The 24,231-nt window shown below is 32.0% G+C and carries 21 protein-coding genes, 1 tRNA gene and 2 rRNA genes; 5 read left to right on the top strand and 19 right to left on the bottom strand.

What is annotated here, in order from left to right:
- Positions 1-363: 363 nt before the first annotated feature.
- The 4 genes from glpT to P4S50_RS19625 all read left to right on the top strand — a co-directional run bounded on the left by glpT (position 364) and on the right by P4S50_RS19625 (position 4,964).
- Positions 364-1,707, top strand: a complete 1,344-nt coding sequence (gene glpT / locus P4S50_RS19640; RefSeq protein ID WP_277732411.1) for a glycerol-3-phosphate transporter — start codon at positions 364-366, stop codon at positions 1,705-1,707.
- A 135-nt stretch (positions 1,708-1,842) separates the two neighbouring features.
- A complete protein-coding gene (locus P4S50_RS19635) occupies positions 1,843-3,300 on the top strand; it encodes an NAD(P)/FAD-dependent oxidoreductase (protein WP_277732410.1) in 1,458 nt (485 codons plus the stop codon).
- A gap of 44 nt (positions 3,301-3,344) precedes the next feature.
- Complete coding sequence (locus P4S50_RS19630) at positions 3,345-4,610, top strand: NAD(P)/FAD-dependent oxidoreductase (protein ID WP_277732409.1); 1,266 nt, start codon at positions 3,345-3,347, stop codon at positions 4,608-4,610.
- A complete protein-coding gene (locus P4S50_RS19625) occupies positions 4,611-4,964 on the top strand; it encodes a DUF1667 domain-containing protein (protein WP_277732408.1) in 354 nt (117 codons plus the stop codon).
- 342 nt (positions 4,965-5,306) lie between these two features.
- Here P4S50_RS19625 and P4S50_RS19620 read toward each other — a convergent pair whose 3' ends face one another.
- From P4S50_RS19620 to P4S50_RS19595, 6 genes are all read right to left on the bottom strand, one after another.
- On the bottom strand, positions 5,307-5,498 hold the full coding sequence (locus P4S50_RS19620; RefSeq protein WP_277732407.1) for a hypothetical protein: 192 nt from the start codon (positions 5,496-5,498) through the stop codon (positions 5,307-5,309).
- Positions 5,499-5,879: 381 nt separating this feature from the next.
- Positions 5,880-6,452, bottom strand: a complete 573-nt coding sequence (locus tag P4S50_RS19615) for a TetR/AcrR family transcriptional regulator (RefSeq protein WP_277732406.1) — start codon at positions 6,450-6,452, stop codon at positions 5,880-5,882.
- A 145-nt stretch (positions 6,453-6,597) separates the two neighbouring features.
- Positions 6,598-7,800: an aldo/keto reductase gene (locus P4S50_RS19610; RefSeq protein ID WP_277732405.1), complete on the bottom strand. Its 1,203-nt coding sequence runs from the start codon at positions 7,798-7,800 to the stop codon at positions 6,598-6,600.
- Between the two features lie 235 nt (positions 7,801-8,035).
- Positions 8,036-8,161 (bottom strand): hypothetical protein, encoded by a 126-nt coding sequence (locus tag P4S50_RS19605; protein WP_277732404.1) that lies wholly within the window; start codon positions 8,159-8,161, stop codon positions 8,036-8,038.
- Positions 8,162-8,481: 320 nt separating this feature from the next.
- On the bottom strand, positions 8,482-10,329 hold the full coding sequence (locus P4S50_RS19600; RefSeq protein WP_277732403.1) for an ATP-binding protein: 1,848 nt from the start codon (positions 10,327-10,329) through the stop codon (positions 8,482-8,484).
- A 13-nt stretch (positions 10,330-10,342) separates the two neighbouring features.
- Positions 10,343-11,293, bottom strand: a complete 951-nt coding sequence (locus tag P4S50_RS19595; RefSeq protein ID WP_277732402.1) for a DNA double-strand break repair nuclease NurA — start codon at positions 11,291-11,293, stop codon at positions 10,343-10,345.
- 145 nt (positions 11,294-11,438) lie between these two features.
- Between P4S50_RS19595 and P4S50_RS19590 the strand changes: the two genes are divergently transcribed.
- The gene (locus P4S50_RS19590; RefSeq protein WP_416390129.1) at positions 11,439-11,684 is read left to right on the top strand and encodes an AbrB/MazE/SpoVT family DNA-binding domain-containing protein; all 246 of its coding nucleotides are present in this window, start codon (positions 11,439-11,441) and stop codon (positions 11,682-11,684) included.
- A gap of 37 nt (positions 11,685-11,721) precedes the next feature.
- Here the strand turns inward: P4S50_RS19590 and rsmI are convergent, their stop codons facing one another.
- The 13 genes from rsmI to P4S50_RS19525 form a co-directional block, all read right to left on the bottom strand.
- On the bottom strand, positions 11,722-12,555 hold the full coding sequence (rsmI, locus tag P4S50_RS19585; RefSeq protein WP_277732401.1) for a 16S rRNA (cytidine(1402)-2'-O)-methyltransferase: 834 nt from the start codon (positions 12,553-12,555) through the stop codon (positions 11,722-11,724).
- Positions 12,556-13,308, bottom strand: coding sequence for a tRNA1(Val) (adenine(37)-N6)-methyltransferase (locus P4S50_RS19580; protein ID WP_277732400.1), 753 nt, complete (start codon positions 13,306-13,308; stop codon positions 12,556-12,558). It abuts the gene before it with no gap.
- A gap of 40 nt (positions 13,309-13,348) precedes the next feature.
- Positions 13,349-14,242, bottom strand: a complete 894-nt coding sequence (locus P4S50_RS19575) for a PSP1 domain-containing protein (RefSeq protein ID WP_277732399.1) — start codon at positions 14,240-14,242, stop codon at positions 13,349-13,351.
- Complete coding sequence (locus P4S50_RS19570; RefSeq protein ID WP_277732398.1) at positions 14,239-15,177, bottom strand: DNA polymerase III subunit; 939 nt, start codon at positions 15,175-15,177, stop codon at positions 14,239-14,241. The genes P4S50_RS19575 and P4S50_RS19570 overlap by 4 nt, the downstream gene beginning before the upstream one ends.
- Position 15,178: 1 nt before the next feature.
- The gene (tmk, locus tag P4S50_RS19565; RefSeq protein ID WP_319023194.1) at positions 15,179-15,802 is read right to left on the bottom strand and encodes a dTMP kinase; all 624 of its coding nucleotides are present in this window, start codon (positions 15,800-15,802) and stop codon (positions 15,179-15,181) included.
- A 10-nt stretch (positions 15,803-15,812) separates the two neighbouring features.
- Positions 15,813-17,228 carry an aminotransferase class I/II-fold pyridoxal phosphate-dependent enzyme gene (locus P4S50_RS19560; protein ID WP_277732397.1) on the bottom strand — a complete coding sequence of 472 codons (1,416 nt, stop codon included), beginning with the start codon at positions 17,226-17,228 and terminating at the stop codon, positions 15,813-15,815.
- A gap of 475 nt (positions 17,229-17,703) precedes the next feature.
- Positions 17,704-17,883 carry a sigma factor G inhibitor Gin gene (locus tag P4S50_RS19555; protein ID WP_277732396.1) on the bottom strand — a complete coding sequence of 60 codons (180 nt, stop codon included), beginning with the start codon at positions 17,881-17,883 and terminating at the stop codon, positions 17,704-17,706.
- Between the two features lie 217 nt (positions 17,884-18,100).
- Entirely contained in the window at positions 18,101-18,304 is a 204-nt protein-coding gene (locus P4S50_RS19550; protein WP_277732395.1) for a DUF378 domain-containing protein, read from the bottom strand.
- A gap of 132 nt (positions 18,305-18,436) precedes the next feature.
- Positions 18,437-20,029 (bottom strand): methyl-accepting chemotaxis protein, encoded by a 1,593-nt coding sequence (locus P4S50_RS19545; protein ID WP_277732394.1) that lies wholly within the window; start codon positions 20,027-20,029, stop codon positions 18,437-18,439.
- 15 nt (positions 20,030-20,044) lie between these two features.
- Positions 20,045-20,545, bottom strand: coding sequence for a GNAT family N-acetyltransferase (locus P4S50_RS19540; protein ID WP_277732393.1), 501 nt, complete (start codon positions 20,543-20,545; stop codon positions 20,045-20,047).
- 504 nt (positions 20,546-21,049) lie between these two features.
- Positions 21,050-21,166: ribosomal RNA gene (rrf, locus tag P4S50_RS19535) — 5S ribosomal RNA — on the bottom strand.
- Positions 21,167-21,170: 4 nt separating this feature from the next.
- A tRNA-Gly gene (locus P4S50_RS19530) sits at positions 21,171-21,244 on the bottom strand.
- Between the two features lie 47 nt (positions 21,245-21,291).
- Positions 21,292-24,210, bottom strand: a 23S ribosomal RNA gene (locus P4S50_RS19525).
- Positions 24,211-24,231: the final 21 nt, after the last annotated feature.

Genomic DNA, 24,231 nt, shown 5'->3' with positions numbered 1-24,231 from the left:
TTACTACAGTTACATACTTATATAGTTATTTTCATTAGTTCAACTTATATATAACTATGTTCCTCTCATAAATTTCGAAACACTTTTCTTATAGCACCTATTGAGCAATCAATGGCTATAAATGTCAAAAAAAACTTTATTTTTATAATATATTGACATTTTAGGAAATGTATTGTAATATTAAGTCGAGTTATACAATTAAATATTTAAGGTGTGAGAAATAGAGAGCCATTCAAGTTAACCTATGAAAGTAGGTCTATCTTTGTATGGCTTTTTTTATTAAATGCAAAGAAAAGGTTTTCCATGGTAAATGAATGTATACTTTATACACATTTAATTATATATCAAGAAAGGTGGCAAAAAATGTTAGAAATGTTTAGACCAGCACCTGCCATTGAACGTATGGCAGATGATAAAATTGACGATGCATACAAAAGGTACCGTTTTCAAGTATTCATGAGTATCTTTATTGGATATGCAGCTTATTATTTTATCAGAAAAAACTTTAATATGGCTTCACCTTATTTAATTGAAACCTACGGATATACAAAAGCTCAAGTTGGAGCAGTAGGTTCTGCATTAGGATTAGCTTATGGAATAAGTAAATTTGTAATGGGAAATATTTCAGATCGATGTAATCCAAGATATTTTATGTCAGCTGGACTTATTTTATCAGGTATTGTAAATTTAATGTTTGGCTTTGCATCATCTATTACAATGTTATGTATTTTAATGTTCTTAAACGGATGGTTCCAAGGTATGGGATGGCCTCCATGTGGAAGAACAATGACGCATTGGTTCTCAGATAAAGAACGTGGAGTAAAAATGTCTTTTTGGAATGTAGCACATAATATTGGAGGTGCTTTAGTCCCAACATTAGCATTAGCAGGACTAGCAATATTCTCTACTTGGAGAGGAATGTTCTACTTCCCAGCAGCATTATCTATTGCTATAGGTATTGGGATTTTTATATTCATGAAGGATACTCCACAATCAGTTGGTCTTCCACCAATTGAAGAATATAAAAATGATTATCCAGATGTAAAAGTAGACGATAGAGAAAGAGAATTATCAGGAAAAGAAATATTAGTAAAATACGTTTTATGCAACAAATATATTTGGTATATTGCTATTGCAAATATATTTGTATACTTAGTAAGATATGGAATTATGGACTGGATTCCTGTGTACTTAAAAGAAGTAAAAGGATTCAATATTAAAGAAGCAGGTGTAGCATTTGCATTATTTGAGTGGGCAGCTATTCCAGGAACAATCATTGTTGGGTGGTTAAGTGATAAAGTATTCCACGGAAGACGTGCTCCAATGGGTATAATTTGTATGGTAGGTGTAATTGCAGCAGTATATACATATTGGACAAGTGATAGTGTAATGGCTATAAACATAGCAGTTGCTTCAGTAGGAGCATTAATCTATGGACCAGTTATGCTTATTGGTGTTGCAGCTCTTGACTATGTTCCGAAGAAAGCTGCGGGTACAGCAGCAGGATTTACAGGACTATTTGGTTATGTAGGAGGAGCAGTTTCAGCAAATATAATTATCGGTGCTGTAGTTGATAGTGCTGGTTGGGATGGAGCATTTAAGCTTATTATTGGAGCTTGTGTACTATCTATTATTTTCTTAGGACTTACTTGGAATACTCATGATAGATCAAAAGAAAATACAGAAAAAGATGTAGTAAACGCATAATATAAAGCTTCACTTTATATTAAAAATGAATATTTAATGGCACGAGAGAATGGAGAGCCAAATAAAGTTAGTCTAAAAATTAGATCTAGCTTTATTTGGCTTTCTTGTTTTTTGTAATTTAAAGGAGGGAATCACATGTATGATGTAGTAGTAATCGGTGCTGGTATTATAGGAACATTTATAACAAGAGAATTATCTAAATTTGATTTAAAAACTATAATCATTGATAAAGAAAATGATATAGCAAATGGAACAACAAAGGCAAATAGTGCTATAGTTCATGCTGGATATGATGCAAAGGTAGGTACATTAAAAGGAAAGCTTAATGCAAAAGGAAATGCTATGTATGCTCATGTTTGTGAAGAACTAGATGTACATTTTAAAAAAATTGGTTCATTTGTTATTGCTACGAATGAAGAAGAAATGGATAGTATAAAGGATTTATATGAACGAGGATGTAAAAACAATATTCCTGATATGAAAATATTATCTCAAGAAGAAGTAAGAGAAATGGAGCCTAATTTAAGCGAAGAAATCATAGGTGCTTTATATGCCCCAACTGCAGGAATCGTTAGTCCTTGGGAATTATCTGTAGCATTAGCAGAAAATGCAGCAGACAATGGTGCTGAAATTAAGCTTGAAACAGAAGTTTTAGGAATTGAGAAGAATGAAAAGGGATATGTAATTCATACAAACAATGGTGATATAAAAACAAAATATATATTTAATTGCGCAGGAGTATACACTCAAGAAATTAATGAAATGGTTGCTCCTAGAAGTTTTACTATTCACCCAAGAAGAGGACAATACAATGTTCTGGATAAGGGTACAGGAAGTATTGTAAATCATGTAATCTTCCAAGCACCAACAAAATTTGGAAAAGGTACATTAGTTACTCCTACAGTTCACGGAAATCTATTAATAGGACCAGATGCAGAGGATCTTGAAGATAAGGAAAATACATCAACAACTAGTGATAGAATTGCATTCATTCAAGAAAAATCAAGAAAAACAACTACAAAAGTTCCATTCAATAAAACTATTACAAGTTTTGCAGGGTTAAGAGCTGTATCGAATTTAGGAGATTTTATTATAGAAGAATCTAAAGAAGCAAAAGGATTTATTAATGTTGCAGGAATAGAATCACCTGGATTATCAGCAGCACCAGCAATAGCAGAATATGCAATTAACATTTTAGAAGGTATTATAGGAGAACTTAATAAAAGAAAAGAATTCAATCCAAGAAGAAAACCTGTAATTCGTTTTATGGAGTTAACTGATGAAGAAAAGGCAGAAGTTATAAAAAAAGATCCAAGATACGGAAGAATCATTTGTAGATGTGAAAATATTACAGAAGGTGAAATAGTAGATGCCATCCATAGAAATGCAGGGGGAAGAACGGTAGATGGTATCAAAAGAAGATCAAGACCTGGTATGGGAAGATGTCAAGGAGGTTTTTGTGGCCCAAGAGTTATGGAAATATTAGCTAGAGAATTGAAAATGGATATTAAAGATATAGTTAAAGATAACAAAGAAGCTTATATCCTAACAGAAGAAACAAAACAAAATAAACCAGAAGAAGTAACAGCATAAACTTTAGAAGAAGCGAAGCTATTTTAGTGTAAGGGAGTGATAGTATGTTGAAATATGATATTGTTGTTGTTGGAGGGGGTCCTGCAGGACTTGCAGCAGCTATTGAAGCTAAGAAAAATGGTGTAGATAATATTTTAGTGATTGAAAGAGATAGAGAATTAGGTGGAATATTGCAGCAATGTATTCATAATGGATTTGGACTTCATGTTTTTAAAGAGGAGTTAACAGGACCTGAATATGCAGAAAAATTTATTGTTGAATTAAAAGAAATGGGAATAGAATATAAGCTAGACACAATGGTACTAGAAATCGGAGAAGAAAGAGTAATTAGTGCTATTAATACAGAGGATGGATTTATGAGTATAAAGGCAGGAGCCATTATTCTTTCTATGGGATGTAGAGAAAGAACAAGAGGAGCTATAAGCATTCCAGGATATAGACCTGCTGGAGTATTTACAGCGGGAACAGCACAAAGATTTGTAAATATGGAAGGTTATATGGTAGGAAAAAAAGTAGTTATCTTAGGTTCAGGAGATATTGGACTTATTATGGCAAGAAGAATGACATTAGAGGGAGCACAGGTACTTGCAGTAGCTGAGCTTATGCCTTTTTCTGGAGGACTTACTAGAAATATTGTTCAGTGTCTAGAAGATTATGATATACCTCTGTATCTAAGTCATACCTTAATGGAGATAAAAGGAAAAGACAGGGTTGAAGGAGTAGTTATTGCAGAGGTAGATAAAAACAGAAAACCAATTAAAGGAACAGAAAAATATTATGATTGTGATACTTTATTGTTATCTGTAGGTCTTATTCCAGAGAATGAAATCTCTAAAAATGCAGGAATTAAGCTAGACCCAATTACTTCTGGACCTATTGTAAATGAATCTATGGAAACAAGTATAGAAGGAGTTTTTGCTTGTGGAAATGTAGTACATGTACATGATTTAGTAGACTTTGTAACAGCAGAAAGTAAAAGAGCCGGTAAAAATGCAGCAAGATATATTAAAAAAGAGATTAAATGTGAAGGAAAAATAGCAAAGACAGAGCCAGGAGATGGTATCAGATATATAGTTCCTCATATGGTTAGACCAGAAAATGTTGATGGTACTCTAGATTTATCCATGAGAGTAGATAATGTATACAAAGATATGAACATGATAGTAAAGTTGAATGGAAAAGAAATCAAGAGAATGAAAAAGAAACATCTAGCTCCTGGAGAGATGGAATCTGTAAAGATTAAAAAAGAGGATTTAGTATTTAAAGAAGATACAGTTATTACTGTTCATTTAGAAAAGGAGGAAGCCTAAATGGAAAAACATCAATTAATATGTATTGTGTGTCCAATGGGATGTCATTTAGAAGTGACAAAAGAGAATAGTGAATACAATGTAACGGGAAATAAATGTCCTAGAGGAGAAAAATATGGAGTTAAAGAACTTACTAACCCAACAAGAGTTGTAACAACAACTGTAAAGATTAAAGATGGACTTCTTAATAGACTTCCAGTAAAAACAAAAGAGGCTATTCCAAAGGAAAAATTGTTCGATTGTATGAAATTTATTGACTCTATAGAAGTAAAATCACCTGTTTGTGTAGGAGATATTATTGCAAAAGATATTCTGGGAACAGGAGTAGATCTTGTAGCAGCAAGAAGTATGTAAATTGATTAAGACTTTTATTTAAAAAGAAATGTTAGCCACCTAGATTTCGTACAAACGAAATTCAGGTGGCTATTTTTAATTTTATATAGGCGTAGAACCAGCATCTATATCATAAGACGCAAAGTAATTTAATAATAATGATTATTTAAGTATAAAAATACTATTTTAGAATGAGGTTGTAGTAATTTCAATGATTAGATAGTACTAAAACTATGCGTTAAATTTATGTTTAGATCATAGTTGCTAGTTCTACCCCATACCCTATCTCAAACTTAAAAAAGACCTTTTGATTTAGGTCTTTTTTAAATTTTATTTATAATGATATATAATGTGATCTTACCTCTACGAAGCGCGTTTTTGATCTAATTTTTCAATTTTTAATTCTTGCTCACGAATAGTTTCACTCATATTAATTAACCATTTAATATCTCGTGAAGATAAAACCTTTTTCTTTTTCATAGCACAATATTCATCATAGTAGTTACTCAATTGATACTTGGCTTTACCTATTGTAATGTACAATTCTTCTTTCATAATTACGTCATTCTCTCCTTATTCTTAAAATATGAATTTTATCTTTTTTAATAAAGAATACCTAATCTTCTACAAAAGGGATATAAAGCTTGATGTCATCAACTAATTCATTATTACAAATTGAGTTACTCAAGTTTTTTCTCTTAATCTACAATCCCATTCATTATTAATAATATTCATTATATCACTTTTCCATAAATTTCTTCAAAATTTCTCATAAAAAAATTAGTCTACTCGCTAACGCGGTAACTCATGTAGCCAACGATCTTTCCAGTCTCTATTGCTTAAAAATAATTGCAAGTATAGTTCTTCAATCCATTTTATCCCAAAGTTCAAAATTATATAAAATAAATCCCCTAATGCAAAGATTAGAGGATTTACTTATTTACTTACACCATCCCATAACATATCAATAAAATTGTCCCAGTCTTCATCATTCATGCTTATTTGACCATTAAGGCACTCACGAACTGTATGAGTTAAAGCTCCACTGATAAACATAAATATTAACTCTGTTTTCACATCCTTTAGAATATCATTATTCGAAAAAAACTCTGAAATTAATGGATTTTGCTTAAACATGAGTTCTTCTATTTCATTGGTAACATTTTCATCTATAAGCGGTGACTTGTAAAAACGATTAATAAATTCGAATTCCTTTGGATATTCCATACCATACTTAATATAAGCCTTCATGCATAATTGAAAAGTCTCCCTAGGTGTTTTTCCTCGCTCAATTTGTTGAAACGAACTAATAAAGTTCAATTTATTCATTCGATATAGTTCTGTAATCAACTCTTCTTTACTCGAAAAGTAATGATATATTGTTCCAACTGCTACACCAGAAGCTTTAGATATCTTTCCCATAGATGCACTTTGAACACCATTTTCTAATATCATTTCAAGAGCAGTCTCAAAAACCTGCTGCTTTTTATCATTTAGATCTTTCATCATAATATCCCTCATATTCTCAAATACTTTATACGAAAGCTAAAGTTCAGTCAAAGTAACAAGTCTATCTGAACTTTTAACTTTATAACTAGATTACGATGAATTCGCATCAGATGTCAAGTAGTTGTAATTCCCATATAAATTTATATTAATCCTTTTTTATACGCATTGCACGTCTTGCTAGCCAAGATAATGGCCTATCTATTATTCCTTCTAGTTCAGAAGATACATTTTTAAGCTCTTTTCTAATTTCAATGTGCTGCGGGCAATGCTTCTCACATTTACCACAATTTATACACTGGGATGCTTTCTCAGATTTATCACTCATTACCCCACCTAACTGAACCAAGTACATTAGACGTGCTTCAAATCCACCAAAAAGATATTTGTTATTGTACTGTTGAAAACATTGAGGGATATTGACTCCTGCTGGACATGGCATACAATAGGCACAAGCAGTACATGGCACCTTTGTAAGTGATTTATATATATCGCGTACACGTTCAACTCTGTCAATTTCATCCTGCGACATACTCCCAGCAATTGTTGTTTTAGCCGTTCTAATATTCTCTCTTATATGATCATCATTATTCATTCCAGATAAAACGCAAGTTACTTCTGGGTGGTTCCATATCCATCTTAGTGCCCACTGGGCTGGGCTTCTTTTTTCTTCAGCTTTATCCCATTCTTCTTGTACCTGTTTAGGAATTTTACCTGCTAAATTTCCACCGCGAAGCGGCTCCATAATAAACACAGCTACATCTCTTTCAGCCGCATATTTAAGACCTTCTGTTCCAGCTTGATTATTTTCATCCAAGTAATTATACTGAATCTGGCACATAGACCAATCATAATCATCTATAACATTCTTGAAAGTTTGCAAATCACTATGACATGAAAACCCAACATTTTTAATATAACCTTGTTTACGAGCATTTTCAAGGAATTCAATAACTCCCAATTGCTTCATACGATCCCATACATCTTGCCCCATAATCCCGTGAATCAAATAATAATCTATAGTCTCTACTTGAAGTTTTTTAAGCTGATCTTGAAGTATTCTATCCATATCATCTCTAGATTTTACAGACCATGGCGGTAACTTAGTTGCAATCTTAACTTTACTTCTCAATGAAGCATCACTAAATACTTTTCCTAAAAAACGCTCACTATCTCCATTATGGTATGGATAAGCAGTATCAAAATAGTTGACCCCTTGATCGATTGCATAACGAATCTGCTCTTCAGCCTTCTTCTCATCTATTCTTCCCATTCTCGTTGGAAAACGCATACAACCATAACCAATTATCGATATTTTGTCTCCAGTCTTCGGAATTTCTCTATATTGCATATAAATAACCCCCCTCATTTTTAGAGTGAATGTTCATTCGGTTTGTAATAAAAGAATAACATATAGTAAAATAAGTGTCAATTTATAAATTAAAATATCTTTCATGTAACTACGTTTAAATATTTTTAAAGAGAAAATATCCATAATACATTTCTAACGTGAACTATTAGATATATTAAATTTATAGCAAATCCTAAAAATAGTCTATTTTGAGAAATACATGTTTTCTTATATATTACGTAGCTAAAAAATCTTGTATACTTAAAGGTAATCTACAATCATTCCAGAAAAGCACAATAAATACTATCCAGTTTAAAATGCCTAGTATTATTGAATTATTTTCTTGGCACCATTTATTCATAATTCCCCCCTATTAACAAATAAGTTTTTACCTAGATCGTTCTATCTATAAACCTCGGAATTCAAAAATGATGCTCATTGAAATGTTAGCTATTTTTTTGTTAACATTTTACTATAAAACTTAGATTACGCATACTGAGTATACGTTAATAAACTTTTTTGTTTGACCATAGGGAGTTTAAAAGTTTTAGGATATTCAGTATACGTAATCTTTAGTTTTATTAAAATATTGACTAAATAGCGTTATTTCAATGAGTGTCATTTTTCACTCAAGCACTGCTATACTTGTTTAATATATTCTAAAAATATGCATTAAGAATCTTATTTATCCACAATATCATAAAAATATCCCCACATATTCTCTCCCTTTGTAAGCTTTTTATCATCAACAAGTCTATCAAGTTCACTCTCTAGCTGTTTTATATTCATATTTACATCATTTCTCTCAAGTGTTATCAAAATATCATCAAGCTCTATTTCTTTTATTGGAAATCTAGTTTTTATAATATCAAATATCTTGTTCTTTGATCCTTCTATAAAAACATTTAGCTCATCAAAAGGATTTTCTGTATGAGGGCTTGTACTCTTAGCCATTCTTATTCTAACAGGTATTGTCCTTCCAATTATAGCTGATGATACAAACGTATCTCCAGATCTTAAATAAGGAAGTCTTTTTGCTTCATCTGCATTTATATCTGTTTCTTCTTTTATAGTGCCTATATCAGATGCTCTTACAGTTCTAAATACGAATTTGGTATTTAACTGTGCAGTTACAGTTTCATCTAATAGTGTAGGTCTTTGTGTTGCAAGTATTAAGAATACTCCATATTTTCTCCCCTCTTGAGCTATCTCCTTTATTATAGATTTTGATGGAGAATCATATCCTTTTGGAGCAAAGTTGTGTGCTTCATCGGTTACTATTATAAATGGTGGAAAAAATTCACTGTTTTCTACTTCCTTATATTTAGCATCCTTATAGTCTCTTCTCTTATGATATAGTTTGTTTAAAAGATATGTAGAAAACACTTGTATAAGTCTCATATCACCTTGTATGACTATTAATTTACCTTCTTTGATACTATTTTCTATAGGCTGTATATCCTTTGAAAAAATTCCTTCGTTATATAGTCTAGTCAGTCTCCATATAACTCCACTTACAGAAGCTGGAGGGCACTTTATGTTGTATTCTAGAAATAATTTCTGTATATCAGAGTATTTTTTCTTTTCGTATACTTCTTCACTTGTATTCATTTTTTCGTATATCTTTTTCTCAGAGCCTAGTCTTTGACCCTCTGCTAGATATTCAAGTCTTTTTAAAAATGTCATGTATGTATCTCTTTTTTTATATATATTATCTATTACATTGCTCATAGAATCCGTTATATTACCTGATGCTGTTAATAATTTTTTTAGTTCATTTTTGTTTAAATCTTCAAATTTTACTCCAACATCTACTCCTATTTGGTATATAGTAAATTTATTTGTGAAATCAGTTAAATATTTTTCTTCTAAATCAGGACATTTATTTGAAAAATCCATTTCAAAGTGTGGATCAAGTACTACTGTAGGTATGTTAAGCTTCATAATTTCTTCAAGTATAACTCTACTACCAAAACTTTTACCAGAACCCGAACCTCCAAATATACCTATGTGAGGATATTGCTGCATTTTTTTTATATCAAATATGAATGGAACCCCTCTTTGCTTTGTTATACTTTCTTTATTGTATATACATAAAGTATCCTTAAGATCATCTTCCATACTATCTTCCATATCTTCTGTAGATTTTATTTCTCCAAGCAATAATCCTGCATCTTTTTCACATTTTATAAATAGATTTTTTACTTCTTCAAAACGAGGTTTTCTAACCTTCGCTCCTGTGCATATAGGGTACTCTGCTTCTTCTAAAAGTCTTATTTTAGCTAGGTGCATAGTCTCTTCCCCTACTTTATATCCTAATTGACTAAGCGAATTTAATACATTAGAGTCTATAAGTCCTCCATTTATATTAAGTGGTATATATCGATTGTATGACATTGTTTCAAAAACTTCGCCTAATTGATTTTTTTGATAATCATCTTCTATAACTATTATTTCATTTATTTTAAATGGTCTTTCCTTAGTTACAACACTTACTTCTTGTTGTGTGGTAATACCTACAACTTGCACATTAATTCCCTCCTTACAAACTTCTTTCTTCTCTTTTAGGTTTTATGAATAGGTTAGATAAGTCTTTATCTATGTATGTATCTATTAAAGCATTCATCATTTCATCAGTTATTTTTACTTCTTTGTCTACAATATCAAGCCAGATTGGTATTCCCCTTGAATTCTTGGGAGTCAATGTATATACTATATCGCAAAACTGCTGCATATTTTGCTTTTGGACTGATAAAAAATCCATGGCTATAGCGCTAGGGTCTGATGAAGTTCTCAAAAAACAGCAATCTATATTCTCTTTTATCTTTTTAGATTTCTCAGGTAGTATATTTATATATTCTCCTTCATTTAATAATCCAAACAACACTTCTTTATCATATACATCCTCACCTATATCTATATGTTTTGCTTTTAGTACTTGTACTATTTCTTTAGTTTTTATTTCTTCTATTACACCTATCAAGAGTATATTATTTTCTATACATTTTCTTTTAAGTTCTTTCCACTTTTCATAACATTTTATGCTATATGTCATTAATGAACCATCCATCATTATAATATATGGATTATATTCTTCTATGCTTTTGATTGCAACTTGTACTTCTAACTCAGCCATTATATTGTCTTCTTTTTCTTTAGATTTTTCACTGCTGAGTTTATCTATTAATGGAGAAAATACTTCATATAATAATACGGGTTCTTTATTTAAGTCCATACTCTTTGCAAGCGCACTTATAGCTACCAAGTAATGCGGATGTAAATTCCCTTTTTTATTTTTACTTCCATCTACTCCTACTATATCTCCTTTATTTCTGATACTTATCAATTCTTCGTTTGTAAGCTTTTTCATAATTTTTATATCTAATTCGTGTCTAATTTTTTTAGCTCCTATGTCTTTTAGAGGCTTATGTATGGTTTTTAATTGAGAATTAACCTTTTTAAAATCATTAATCAAATTATTGTTTATTTCCAATTTAATTTCACCCCTTTTGTTAAATTTACGTTAAATTCGAACTTATTTTACACTTTGTGTTGACTTTTATTGCCATCCTTGCTATTATTTAAATATATAAATTGTCGAAAAATGTTGCTAGCTTTATAATATAGGAGGTATAATCATGAAATCTACAGGAATAGTAAGAAAAGTTGATGAATTAGGAAGAGTTGTTATCCCAATAGAATTAAGAAGAACTTTAAACATAGCTGAAAAAGACGCTTTAGAGATATATGTTGATGGTGAAAGTATAATATTAAAGAAATATGAGCCAGCTTGTATATTCTGCGGAAACGCAAAGGATATTCAACATTTCGCAGGTAAGAACATCTGTCCTGACTGCGTAGCAAAATTATCTGAAATAAAATAATACATAAAAAGTCCCCTAGGGGACTTTTTATTTTATACTATATATCTAATACTTCTTGATAAACATCATTTTTAGGTAACTTTCTTTCTTTTGCAACATGTTTTATAGCATCTTTTTTACTCATTCCATCATCTATAAGCTTTATTACGTATTCAATTATGCTTAAATTATCATTATTATTTAAGTTCTCTATTTCTCCAGCAAAGCCTTCTAGTATAAGAACAAACTCTCCTTTTATTTCTCTTTCTTTAAATATATGTAAAGCTTCTTCTACACTACTTCTTATTATCTCTTCGTATTTTTTAGTAATTTCTCTACACACGGATATTTGTCTATTTCCTAATATATTTAATATATCGGAAAGTGTATTTTTTAGTCTATGTGGTGACTCATAAAATATTAGAGTTCTTCTTTCATGTTTTAATTCTTCCAATTCTTGTCGTCTTACTTTTTTATCTCTATTTAAAAATCCTTCAAATGCAAATTTTCTCGTTTTAAGACCACTTCCAACAAGTGCAGTTGCAAATGCAGTAGCTCCTGGAAGTACATTTACATTTATACCTTCATCTATAGCTTGTCTTATAAGATCTTCTCCTGGATCAGATATTCCAGGCATACCAGCATCAGTAATTATAGCTACATTCTGACCATTTAACATTTTTTCTATTATGACGCTACCCTTACTTGCTTTATTATGTTCATGATAGCTTGTAAGAGGTTTTGATATATCATAATGATTTAAAAGTTTTATACTATGCCTAGTATCCTCTGCTGCTATTAAATCTACCTCTTTCAATGTATTTAATGTTCTTATAGTTATATCTTCTAAATTACCTATTGGTGTTGCACATACATAAAGATTACCCTTCATTTAATTCTCTCCTATATCTTGTCTTGAATAAATTTCTTTTATTTGATCTGTATATTCTCCATCTTCTTTATATACATAAAGAGGATCTAGTATTTTAAGCTCTGGTTTTCCTGCCTTTGTAAATGCAACCATCATTAGATTAGGAGCTTTACCTACTTTAGGGTGAATAAATTGTATTTCTTTTGGCTCTAATTTATATTTTCTAGATATAGTTATTATATCAGCTATTCTTATAGGTCTGTGTATCATAAAAAACTTGCCATGGTGCATCAATAGTCTAGAAGCTGCTTTTATAACATCTTCTAGATTACACGTTATTTCATGTCTTGATATCGCTTTTTTATTATTAATATTTTTTAATCCATCTGGTTTCATATAAGGAGGATTAGAGGTTACTACATGAAATGTATTAACTTCCAGCACACTGTCGATATTCTTTAAATCTTCATTTAATACTCTTACCCTATCCTCTAAATTATTAAGTTTTATAGACCTATCTGCCATCTCGGCAACTTCTTCTTGAATTTCAATACCTATAACTTCTTTCGCTCTACTTTTCCCAGCTATTAGTATTGGTATTATACCCGTTCCAGTTCCTAAATCTACTACTTTAGCATTATTTTTTACTTTACTAAAATTCGCTAGAAGTACTGCATCTATTCCAAAACAAAATCCTTCTTTATCTTGAATTATTTTAAGCCCTTTTATTTGAAGATCGTCTATTCTCTCACTGTCTTTTAACTTTATATCCATTTTGTTCTCCTTTTTATTAAAATCAAGCTGAAATCAATAATTAATCTTCTAGCTTTTTAAGTTCTTTCAAAGTTTGAGCATCTATCTGTTCATTTTTTTTGCAGCATCCTCCACACTTTTTATGTTCTTTTATGATACTTATTTCGTGAAGTTCATATACATAGCTTTCGCATTTTTTTCCTTTATTTATTTCAACCTTTACTTTTTCTGCTAAAGTGTTAGTGTATGTTATTTTTCCTTTTCCTTCAGGAGTCATAACTTCTGTTCCTACTGATGGCATTTTTTCTAATATCTTACTATATGTATTGTGCTCATACTTTAAACAACAAAACAGTCTTCCACATATTCCAGATATTTTACTTGGATTAAGAGATAAATCTTGATCCTTTGCCATTTTTATAGAAACAGGTTGAAAATCTCCAAGCCAAGTCGAGCAGCAAAGAGGCTTTCCACAAGGTCCAAGTCCACCTATTGTTTTGGCTTCGTCTCTTACTCCTATTTGTCTAAGTTCTATTCTAGTTTTAAATATTGCAGCTAATCCTTTGACTAAATCTCTAAAGTCCACTCTGCCTTCTGCTGTAAAGTAGAATATCAGCTTATTTCTATCAAATGTGTATTCTGAATCTATTAAATACATATCTAGTTCATATTCTTTTATTTTTTCAACGCAAATATCAAAAGCTTCTTTAGCCTTTTGCTTATTCTCATTATATATATTAGTATCTTCTTCTGTAACTATTCTTACAATAGGCTTAAGAGGTGCTACTATTTCTTCTTCGCTAACTTCCTTAGGTCCTACTATTATATGTCCATATTCAAGCCCTCTAGCTGTTTCTACTATAACATTCATATCTTTTTTTACATCAAATTCAAGCGGATCGAAATAATATATTTTGCCCGCTTTTTTAAACCTAATTCCCACAACTTTTATCATTTAATCACCTCGTATATATTTAAAATCATCGTTCCTATTACCATATTGAAATTGCAATTTTTCATAATATTTTTATTACTTTCGTCTATTATATCAATAATATTTGAAATTTGGAAATAAGTAAATTTCTTGCTTATACTACTTAAAAAGTCTATTTGATCTAAATTTATTATAAGACTTTCATCTACTCCTTGCTTTATCATTAGTATATCCCTAAAATAAGTTATAATCATATCCATAACTTCATTTAAATTTGATTTATGTTTTTCTAGTTTTGTATTAATAGTATACATATCTATCAAATCTCTAGATTGTATTATATTTAAATATTCCTGTATTTCATTTCTTTTATTATTAAATTCTTCACTGTAACATAAATCTAACGCCTTAGATAGTATTCCCATAGAAAATGAAGCTATCACTTTTGCTCTTTTAATATCTATATTTTTATTGTCTACAAGATAATCTTGTACTTGTACCTGTGTAAGTGGTGAAAACTTCACTACCTCACATCTTGATTTTATAGTATCTAGTATTGAGCTAGAGTTCTGGGCTATTAATATTATTAAAGCATATTCAGGTGGCTCCTCTAGAGTTTTTAATAAAGCATTTTGAGCTTGTACTGTCATCTTATGAGCATCTTCTAATATATATATTTTTTTATTTTTATATGGCTTTATTATTATATCCAATTGTATATCTCTTATTTGGCCTATCTTAAATGAAGCTCCATCTGGCCTTACTATTTTAAAATCAGGATCATTTTCTAAATTATCAGTTTCAAGCATCATTTTTGATAGTTCCATGCTAAACATTCTTTTTCCTATTCCACTAGGGCCTTCAAATAAGTATGCATGGCTTATTCTGTCTTTTTTCATAGAATTTAAAATAAATTGTTTTGCTCTATCATGACCTATTATATTATCAAAATACATTTTAATTCTCCAAAAAAGTATTTATTATATTTATTATTTCTTCATGAACTTGCTTTATATTTCCATTAGCTTTTACTGTTTTAATTCTTTTCGGATACAAATCTTTCAATTTTTTATATCCATTAAATACATCTTCGTGAAAAACATCTTTTTCACTTTCTAGTCTATCTAAATTTCCTCTATTTTCTTTTCTTTTTTTTGCTTTATTCATATCTATGTCTAATAATAGAGTAAGATCTGGTATTACATCTTCCATTGCAAATAAGTTAAGATTATATATATTTTCAATTCCTAAATTTCTACCTATACCTTGATATATAAGGCTTGAATCTATAAATCTATCACATATTACTATTTTGTTATCTTTTAATGCTGGCTTTATAAGCTCTTCAACATGTTGAGCTCTTGATGCTGCATATAATAAAGCCTCTGTTTTTGAATGCATACTTTTGTTTTCTTTATCAAGTATTATACTTCTTATTTTCTCACTTATTTTAGTTCCTCCAGGTTCTCTTGTAAGTACTATATCGTATCCTCTATTTTGTAAATAATCTTTTAATAATTTTATTTGAGTTGACTTTCCTGATCCATCAGGTCCTTCTATAGTTATAAATAATCCTTTCAAAATATCACCTCTAGTCTATTATCTTTATGAAATCTAAATTTTGATCTTCAATTCCTGTAATATTCATTCCTATTCTTTTACATTTTTGTATATAATCTATTATTTCTTCAGTTATTATTTCTCCAGGAGATAATAAGCTTATACCAGGTGGATATGGAATTATATACTCTGCACATATCTTTCCTATACCCTCTTTTATAGGTATCCTTTTTTTATTTGAATAAAAAGCTTCTCTCGGGTTAAGTGCTTTTTGTGGAATGTGATTTGGATAATCTATCTCTAGTAAATCTTCATCTCCGATTTCATTATCTATATATTCTAATGCTTGTATTAGTTTTTCAAAATCATAATTATCATTTCCTATGCTACATATTAATAATACACCATATGGATTAGATAATTCCACTTGTATGTTATACTTTTTTCTTAATATATCTTCTATTTCATATCCTGATCTATTTAAATTCTTAGTTATAATATACATCTTAGTTATATCATTACCTTTATAATCGTATAAGTATATATTCTTTAAATTATTTATATAATCTTTAGTTCTATCTATATTGGATATTAATTCTTTCATCAATTCTTTACCATGATATTTATATATCTCTACTGCCATTTCAATAGATGACATCATTATATATGATGGAGATGATGATTGAACTATTCTAAGAAATGATTTTAATCTATTTATATCAATTTTATTCGAATTAACATGAAGCATTGATGCTTGAGTAAAACAAGGAAGAGTTTTATGTGTACTTTGAATAGATATATCTGCTCCTTGCTGAATAGCACTAACCCCTAATCTCTCACTAAGTCCTATATGAGATCCATGTGCTTCATCTACTATAAGTATTTTATTTTTTTTATGTAAGTACTCTGATATTGACTTAATATCAGTATTTATTCCATAGTATGTAGGAGATGTTATAAGTACAGCTTTTATGTCTTCATCTTCTTCAATTAACATTTCTATATCTCTTAAACTTACACCAAGAGATATTCCACTACTTTTATCTATATGGGGATTTACATATACAGGCTCTATATCACCTAATATACATGTATTTATAACTGATTGGTGACAATCCCTATTTACTATTATCTTATCTTTTAAAGAGCATACAGACATTATAGCAGCCTGTATACCACAAGTTGTTCCATTAACTAAAAAGAATGTATGGTCTGATTTAAAAACCTTCGCTGCTATCTCCTGAGATTCTTTAATTATTTCCTCCGGAGAATGCAAATTATCAGTTCCAGGTATCTCTGTTGTATCTATATTGACTATATTCTTTTTAAAATCACTATAACCCAATCTATCAAATATCTTTCCATTTTTGTGTCCTGGAACATGAAAAGATATTATTTCACTATTTTTCATATCATTTAGTTTATTTATTATAGGAGTATTATTCACTGTATATCACCTTTGCATTTTAATTTTTTACTAATTTAAGTTTTTCCTTAATACGAACTTTAAAATTTTTATCTAAAGCTCATCACTAAAAATGATGGTTATTAAAATGTTAGCTATTTTTTGTTAATATTTTTCTATAAAACTTGTATTACATCGTTTAAATATCCGTTAAGAAAGTTCGTTGTCTGACCATGGGGAGTTTAGAACTTTTAGGATAGTTAATACGATGTAGTACTTAGTTTTATAAAAATATTGACTAAATAGCGTTATTTTCATAAGCATCATTTTCGCTTAAGAAGAAGTTTTTGAAAGTATGATTTCCTAGTTCATTATAGCAAAGACATTATCTTAAGTTTAAAATGTAATCTTTACTGAAATTCACTACAGAAATTGAATCTATATAGCCTTTTTATAAGTATTCAATTTCCTATTCATTATAACAAAAAAGCTATACTTAAAGTATAGCTTTTAATATCTAAGATAAATTATTCCTCCATAAACTTTTTACTTTACTTTTATAGTACTCCATCTTTAGTTCGCTTCCTTCTTCATCTATCATTTCTTGTTCACAGTTTCTACATATATAGCTTCCCAATATCTCTATCCCTTTATCACATTCTTTATTACATATGTAACATGTTTTATTTGTTTCCATATAATCATCCCCTTCCTTTATTATATTATTCACATGATACTCAAATTGCATACAAAAAATAGAAGGATAAATCCTTCTATTTTTAATTTATTTATCCAAAAGCTAAAAATTCTAAAACTCCCTCATTTTAAGAGTAGATTCAACAACTTAACAGTTTCTGGGTTGACTAACTAAAAATTCAGCTGGAGTAAAAACTCCAGCTGAATTAAGTTTAGCTTTATATACGATCTTTATCGTCTCTATAGTTAAACAATAAAGTTATAGCATATATACCTGCTACTCCAACTAAGGCATATACAGTTCTACTTATAAATGAGTTAGAGCCACCAAATAATGTAGCTACTAAATCAAACCCTAATAACCCTATTAATCCCCAATTCAAAGCTCCTATTATAACTAAAACCAAGGCTAGCTTTCTCATATTTAGCCACTCCTTTTCATTATATTTAGTTATAGTATTTGTATATTTTAATAAAATATCATACCATATTATTGTTGTTTTAGGTAAAAATACGTAATTTATCATACTATTTCCCAAGAAATATTTTGTATACTATCCTATTATTACATCTGCCATTATACATCCTAATATAGTTTGATCTTCATTTCTTATAGGTGTAGCTATCGCTACGCAATAATGTCCAGTATCTACAGATATATATGGATTTGATTTGAATTTATCTCCGTTTATTGATTTTTTGAAATAATCTCTATGTTTAAAGTTTTGAACCAAATCTTCTTCATCTATATTTGATACAGCGCTATATCCGTCTTTATTTAAAACACATATAACTTCAAAATACGGATTAGATTTTACTATATCCTTTAGATCACTTCTCATACTAGTATTTGTATCTTTTGATAAAATATTTTCTTTATTAGATATTTTATTTAATATATCAAATGCATTGTTTATTGTATTGTTCATATTGTCATCTAATTTAAAGCTATCTAAATATTTCTTCATATATTTATAAGTATCATTAGACATATCCTCAAGCTGTGCAACAGATGATGCTACTGACTGTATTTCAGATGAATGTTCTATTCCATCTTCATTTATTTTAGAAGATACTTTATTTGTTTCATCTACTATAAATGTAAATTCTTTTATTATTTCATTTACTTCTTGTGTTAATCCTAATTGTTTGTTAGAACTTTCATATATATTTCTAACATCTGTTATAACTTCTTCTGATTTCGTATATATATTTCCTAAAGAATTTACAGATTCATCAGCTATACTTATATCTTTATTTATCATATTCATTTCAGTTTGCATTTTATTAGATATGAAAGTTATTTTATCTGTTACTGAATTTATTATTTGAGATATCTTACCTACAGATTGTGAAGATTGAACTGCAAGCTCTCTTATTTCATCAGCTACAACAGCAAAACCTCGTCCCGCTTCTCCTGCTCTTGCTGCTTCTATTGCTGCATTAAGAGCTAACAAATTAGTTTGTTTGGATATATTCTCAACTTCATCAGTTATATTATATATATCCTTCACTTCTTTAGTTAAAGTTATTATTTCATCTGCCATATTGTTCCCAGCATTTTTACTTTGTTTTAATAGATTTACTACCTTAGTAAAAACTTCTTTATTATGTTTTATAGTATCATTCATACTCTCAACTTCGTTTATTGCTCTTTGAGAATTATCCTTAGATATGCTTGCGTGTTCAAATAACATTTTAGATGTATCCTCAAGCTTTTTTATTTCTTTTAGTTGATACTGCATTGTTTTAGATAAATCATCTATTGAAGATAAAGTTTCATCAAATGCCAATGAGTTATTATATACATTGTTTGATATTATATTTGTATTTTCATTAAGCTTTTGTGATAAAGAATATGTATTAGCTATTATATTTCTTACATCTTGTAAAAATTCATTTAAATTTTCTCCAAACTCTCCTAGCTCATCTGTGAAAACCTGACTCAAATTTCTTTCTTTTAACAAATTTGATTTATCTATATTCTCTTGTGATATATTTTTTTTATTGTTAATAATGTTGATAATATTGATAGTTATCAACACTATTAATACAGATATTCCAAAATATAATCCTTGTAGTTGTTTAGCAAAAATTATAATTAAAGTCCCAATTATACAGTTTAATATTGTTCCTATATATTTCATATTTTATTACCTTCCTTATATATTATATCTTCCCATTATATATTCATCTTCATATTTACCGTTTCGTATTGCAGCATATTTCCTTCTTCCTTCTATCTTAAACCCACATGCCTCATATAGCTTTATGGCTCTCTCATTATCTGCAAATACTCCTAATTCTACTCTTTTCAACATTAACCAATTGTCAGCTAAGTCTAATATTTCTTTCATAAGCTCTTTTCCAATTCCCTTACTTTGATAATCTCTATGTACCATAATTCCTATACTTGCACTATGTCTAAGTCTTGGAGTAGTATTTACATTTAATCCAACTAATCCAACTACCTTATCTTCTTCTTTTAATTGTGCTACTAACATGTGCTTATTTATATCTATATTTTTAATAAATTCTTCTGTATATTCTAATCTTTCGGTTGATATACCTAATATGTTTTCTTTTACACCCTTCATTATCCTCAGTTCATTTATATAGGGTGTATCATCTACTTTAACTGGCCTTATAATAACTTTACTCATACTATTCCTCCTTTTATAAAGCGAAACTTAATTCAGATGGAGTGTTTATTCCAGCTGGATTTTTAGTTAAGCTAATCCAGAAGCTGTTAAGTTCTTATCTTCATTCTTAAAAGGATGAAGTCTTAGAACTTTTAGCTTTCGGATAAAGCGAAACTTAATTCAGGTGGATTGTTTATTCCATCATAGAATATATTAAAAATATTCGAAGCTTAATAATTATTATATTTGATTAATTCTAGATTTATTAGTCTTAATTAAATATTCTGTATAATGATAAAAAACCCTCTATTATACCAATGTTTTGGCTAAATAAAGGGTTTTTAGTTGAATTTCATATAAAATTAGCTTTATACTGCGAATAGCTCATGTCGTCAACGGGCCCTACAGGCTTCCGTTGCTAAAAATAGTTTTAAGTCCAGCCTTTTTCACTAAGTTATACACAAAACAAAAAATGATATAGTTTCCTTAAGATAAAAAAAAGACTGTCATTTGACAGTCTCTGTTACGTGGCTACGTCTTACTCTCCCAGGGGGCTGCCCCCCAAGTACCATCAGCGCTAAAGAGCTTAACTTCTGTGTTCGGAATGGGAACAGGTGTATCCTCTTTGCTATAATAACCACATATTTGGAGCGGGTGAAGGGAGTCGAACCCTCGCAGCTGGCTTGGAAGGCCAGAACTCTACCACTGAGTTACACCCGCATATTAAGTATTGTATTAATACTTTCAAAATTGATCAGATTTAATAAAAGGTTAAGTCCTCGATCTATTAGTATTCATCAGCTGAACCCATTACTGAGCTTACACCTTGAACCTATCAACCAGGTAGTCTTCCTGGGATCTTACTCATAAAGATGGGAAATCTTATCTTGAGGTTGGCTTCGCGCTTAGATGCTTTCAGCGCTTATCCATTCCATACATAGCTACCCAGCTATGCCACTGGCGTGACAACTGGTGCACCAGAGGTATGTCCATCCCGGTCCTCTCGTACTAAGGACAGCTCCTCTCAAATTTCCTACGCCTGCGACGGATAGGGACCGAACTGTCTCACGACGTTCTGAACCCAGCTCGCGTACCACTTTAATGGGCGAACAGCCCAACCCTTGGGACCTACTACAGCCCCAGGATGTGATGAGCCGACATCGAGGTGCCAAACCTCCCCGTCGATGTGGACTCTTGGGGGAGATAAGCCTGTTATCCCCAGGGTAGCTTTTATCCGTTGAGCGATGGCCCTTCCACGCGGAACCACCGGATCACTAAGCCCGACTTTCGTCCTTGCTCGACCTGTATGTCTTGCAATCAAGCTCCCTTTTGCCTTTGCACTCTTCGCACGATTTCCGACCGTGCTGAGGGAACCTTTGGGCGCCTCCGTTACATTTTGGGAGGCGACCGCCCCAGTCAAACTGTCCACCTGACAGTGTCCCAAGACCAGATTCATGGTCTATGGTTAGAATCTCAATATTACAAGGGTGGTATCCCAAGGGTGACTCCACGAAAACTGGCGTTCTCGTATCTCAGTCTCCCACCTATCCTGTACATGTAATATCGAAATCCAATGCCAGGCTACAGTAAAGCTCCATGGGGTCTTTCCGTCCTGTCGCAGGTATCCGGCATCTTCACCGGAATTACAATTTCACCGAGTCTTTTGTTGAGACAGTGCCCAAATCGTTACGCCTTTCGTGCGGGTCGGAACTTACCCGACAAGGAATTTCGCTACCTTAGGACCGTTATAGTTACGGCCGCCGTTTACTGGGGCTTAAGTTCAATGCTTCGACTTACGTCTAACACATCCCCTTAACCTTCCAGCACCGGGCAGGCGTCAGCTCCTATACATCGTCTTTCGACTTAGCAGAAACCTATGTTTTTGGTAAACAGTCGCTTGGGCCTATTCTCTGCGGCCTCTTCGGGCATACACCCTAATGAGGCACCCCTTATCCCTAAGTTACGGGGTCATTTTGCCGAGTTCCTTAACAAAAGTTCTCTCGCTAGCCTTAGAATTCTCTTCTCACCCACCTGTGTCGGTTTGCGGTACGGGTACCTTTAATCTCAGTAGAGGCTTTTCTTGACAGCATGAAATCGACTACTTCGCTACTTAATTTCGCTCCCCATCACACCTCAGAATTGCACCGACGGATTTGCCTATCAGTGCTCCCTTAATGCTTGGACCTACATCCAATAGTAGGATAGCCTATCCTTCTGTGTCACCCCATTCTTCAAACGATTATCGGTAGTACAGGAATCTCAACCTGTTGTCCATCACCTACGCCTTTCGGCCTCGGCTTAGGTCCCGACTAACCCTGAGCGGACGAACCTTCCTCAGGAAACCTTGGGTTTTCGGCCCGTAGGATTCTCACCTACGTCTCGCTACTCATGCCAACATTCTCTCTTCACTGCAGTCCACTAGTCCTTCCGGTCTAGCTTCAACCCGCAGTGAATGCTCCCCTACCCATTGACAAAGTCAATGCCGTAGCTTCGGTAGTAAGTTTTAGCCCCGATAATTTTCGGCGCAGGATCACTCGACCAGTGAGCTATTACGCACTCTTTGAATGAATGGCTGCTTCTAAGCCAACATCCTGGTTGTCTGTGCAATCCCACATCCTTTACCACTTAACTTACATTTAGGGACCTTAGCTGACGGTCTGGGCTGTTTCCCTCTCGACTATGAATCTTATCACCCACAGTCTGACTCCCAAGCAAAAGATAAAGGCATTCGGAGTTTGATAGTCTTCGGTAACCCATAGGGCCCCTAGGACATTCAGTGCTCTACCTCCTCATCTCTAAGCTTGAGGCTAGCCCTAAAGCTATTTCGGGGAGAACCAGCTATCTCCGAGCTCGATTGGAATTTCACCTCTACCCACAGCTCATCCCCGCACTTTTCAACGTGCGTGGGTTCGGACCTCCACGAAATTTTACTTTCGCTTCATCCTGGCCATGGGTAGGTCGCTCGGTTTCGGGTCTACGACAAGTAACTGAATCGCCCAGTTAAGACTCGCTTTCGCTACGGCTCCAGACCCTAAGTCCTTAACCTTGCTACTTATCGTAACTCGTTGGCCCGTTCTACAAAAAGTACGTGGTCACACTAATAATGTGCTCCCACAGCTTGTAGGCATAGGGTTTCAGGTTCTATTTCACTCCCCTTCCGGGGTTCTTTTCACCTTTCCCTCACGGTACTATACGCTATCGGTCACCAAGGAGTATTTAGCCTTGGGGGGTGGTCCCCCCAGCTTCCCACAGGGTTTCACGTGTCCCGTGGTACTCTGGAGTATGCTTGATGGTCTTCTCGTTTAATCTACAGGACTATTACCTTCTACGGTGGGTCTTTCCAAACCTCTTCGACTACAATACCTCCATCTTAATAAGCATATCCTCAACCCCTATGAAGAAAACTTCATAGGTTTGGGCTAATCCCCTTTCGCTCGCCGCTACTCAGGGAATCGATTTTTCTTTCTCCTCCTCGGGGTACTTAGATGTTTCAGTTCCCCCGGTTCCCCTCCTTAGACTATGAATTCATCTAAGGATACCTAGACATTACTCTAGGTGGGTTTCCCCATTCGGAAATCTCCGGATCAAAGATTGCTTGCATCTCCCCGAAGCTTATCGCAGCTTACCACGTCCTTCATCGGCTCTTGGTGCCAAGGCATCCGCCCTACGCCCTTAATAACTTAACCTAAATTTATTTAAATCTGTTC

Source organism: Tepidibacter hydrothermalis (genome assembly GCF_029542625.1).
Lineage (GTDB): Bacteria > Bacillota > Clostridia > Peptostreptococcales > Peptostreptococcaceae > Tepidibacter_A > Tepidibacter_A hydrothermalis.
The sequence above is the reverse complement of the archived record's forward strand: the minus strand, read 5'-3'. Positions and strand labels throughout refer to the sequence as shown.

Coding starts and splice junctions, on each gene's coding strand:
- P4S50_RS19630 (WP_277732409.1), top strand. CDS start 3,345: ATGTTGAAATATGATATTGTTGTTGTTGGAGGGGGTCCTGCAGGACTT.
- P4S50_RS19580 (WP_277732400.1), bottom strand. CDS start 13,308: ATGGATATAAAGTTAAAAGACAGTGAGAGAATAGACGATCTTCAAATA.
- P4S50_RS19610 (WP_277732405.1), bottom strand. CDS start 7,800: ATGCAATATAGAGAAATTCCGAAGACTGGAGACAAAATATCGATAATT.
- P4S50_RS19570 (WP_277732398.1), bottom strand. CDS start 15,177: ATGTATTTTGATAATATAATAGGTCATGATAGAGCAAAACAATTTATT.
- P4S50_RS19550 (WP_277732395.1), bottom strand. CDS start 18,304: ATGAGAAAGCTAGCCTTGGTTTTAGTTATAATAGGAGCTTTGAATTGG.
- P4S50_RS19620 (WP_277732407.1), bottom strand. CDS start 5,498: ATGAAAGAAGAATTGTACATTACAATAGGTAAAGCCAAGTATCAATTG.
- P4S50_RS19635 (WP_277732410.1), top strand. CDS start 1,843: ATGTATGATGTAGTAGTAATCGGTGCTGGTATTATAGGAACATTTATA.
- P4S50_RS19540 (WP_277732393.1), bottom strand. CDS start 20,545: ATGAGTAAAGTTATTATAAGGCCAGTTAAAGTAGATGATACACCCTAT.
- P4S50_RS19605 (WP_277732404.1), bottom strand. CDS start 8,161: ATGAATAAATGGTGCCAAGAAAATAATTCAATAATACTAGGCATTTTA.
- rsmI (WP_277732401.1), bottom strand. CDS start 12,555: ATGAAGGGTAATCTTTATGTATGTGCAACACCAATAGGTAATTTAGAA.
- P4S50_RS19615 (WP_277732406.1), bottom strand. CDS start 6,452: ATGATGAAAGATCTAAATGATAAAAAGCAGCAGGTTTTTGAGACTGCT.
- P4S50_RS19555 (WP_277732396.1), bottom strand. CDS start 17,883: ATGGAAACAAATAAAACATGTTACATATGTAATAAAGAATGTGATAAA.
- glpT (WP_277732411.1), top strand. CDS start 364: ATGTTAGAAATGTTTAGACCAGCACCTGCCATTGAACGTATGGCAGAT.
- P4S50_RS19625 (WP_277732408.1), top strand. CDS start 4,611: ATGGAAAAACATCAATTAATATGTATTGTGTGTCCAATGGGATGTCAT.
- P4S50_RS19545 (WP_277732394.1), bottom strand. CDS start 20,029: ATGAAATATATAGGAACAATATTAAACTGTATAATTGGGACTTTAATT.
- P4S50_RS19590 (WP_416390129.1), top strand. CDS start 11,439: ATGAAATCTACAGGAATAGTAAGAAAAGTTGATGAATTAGGAAGAGTT.
- P4S50_RS19575 (WP_277732399.1), bottom strand. CDS start 14,242: ATGATAAAAGTTGTGGGAATTAGGTTTAAAAAAGCGGGCAAAATATAT.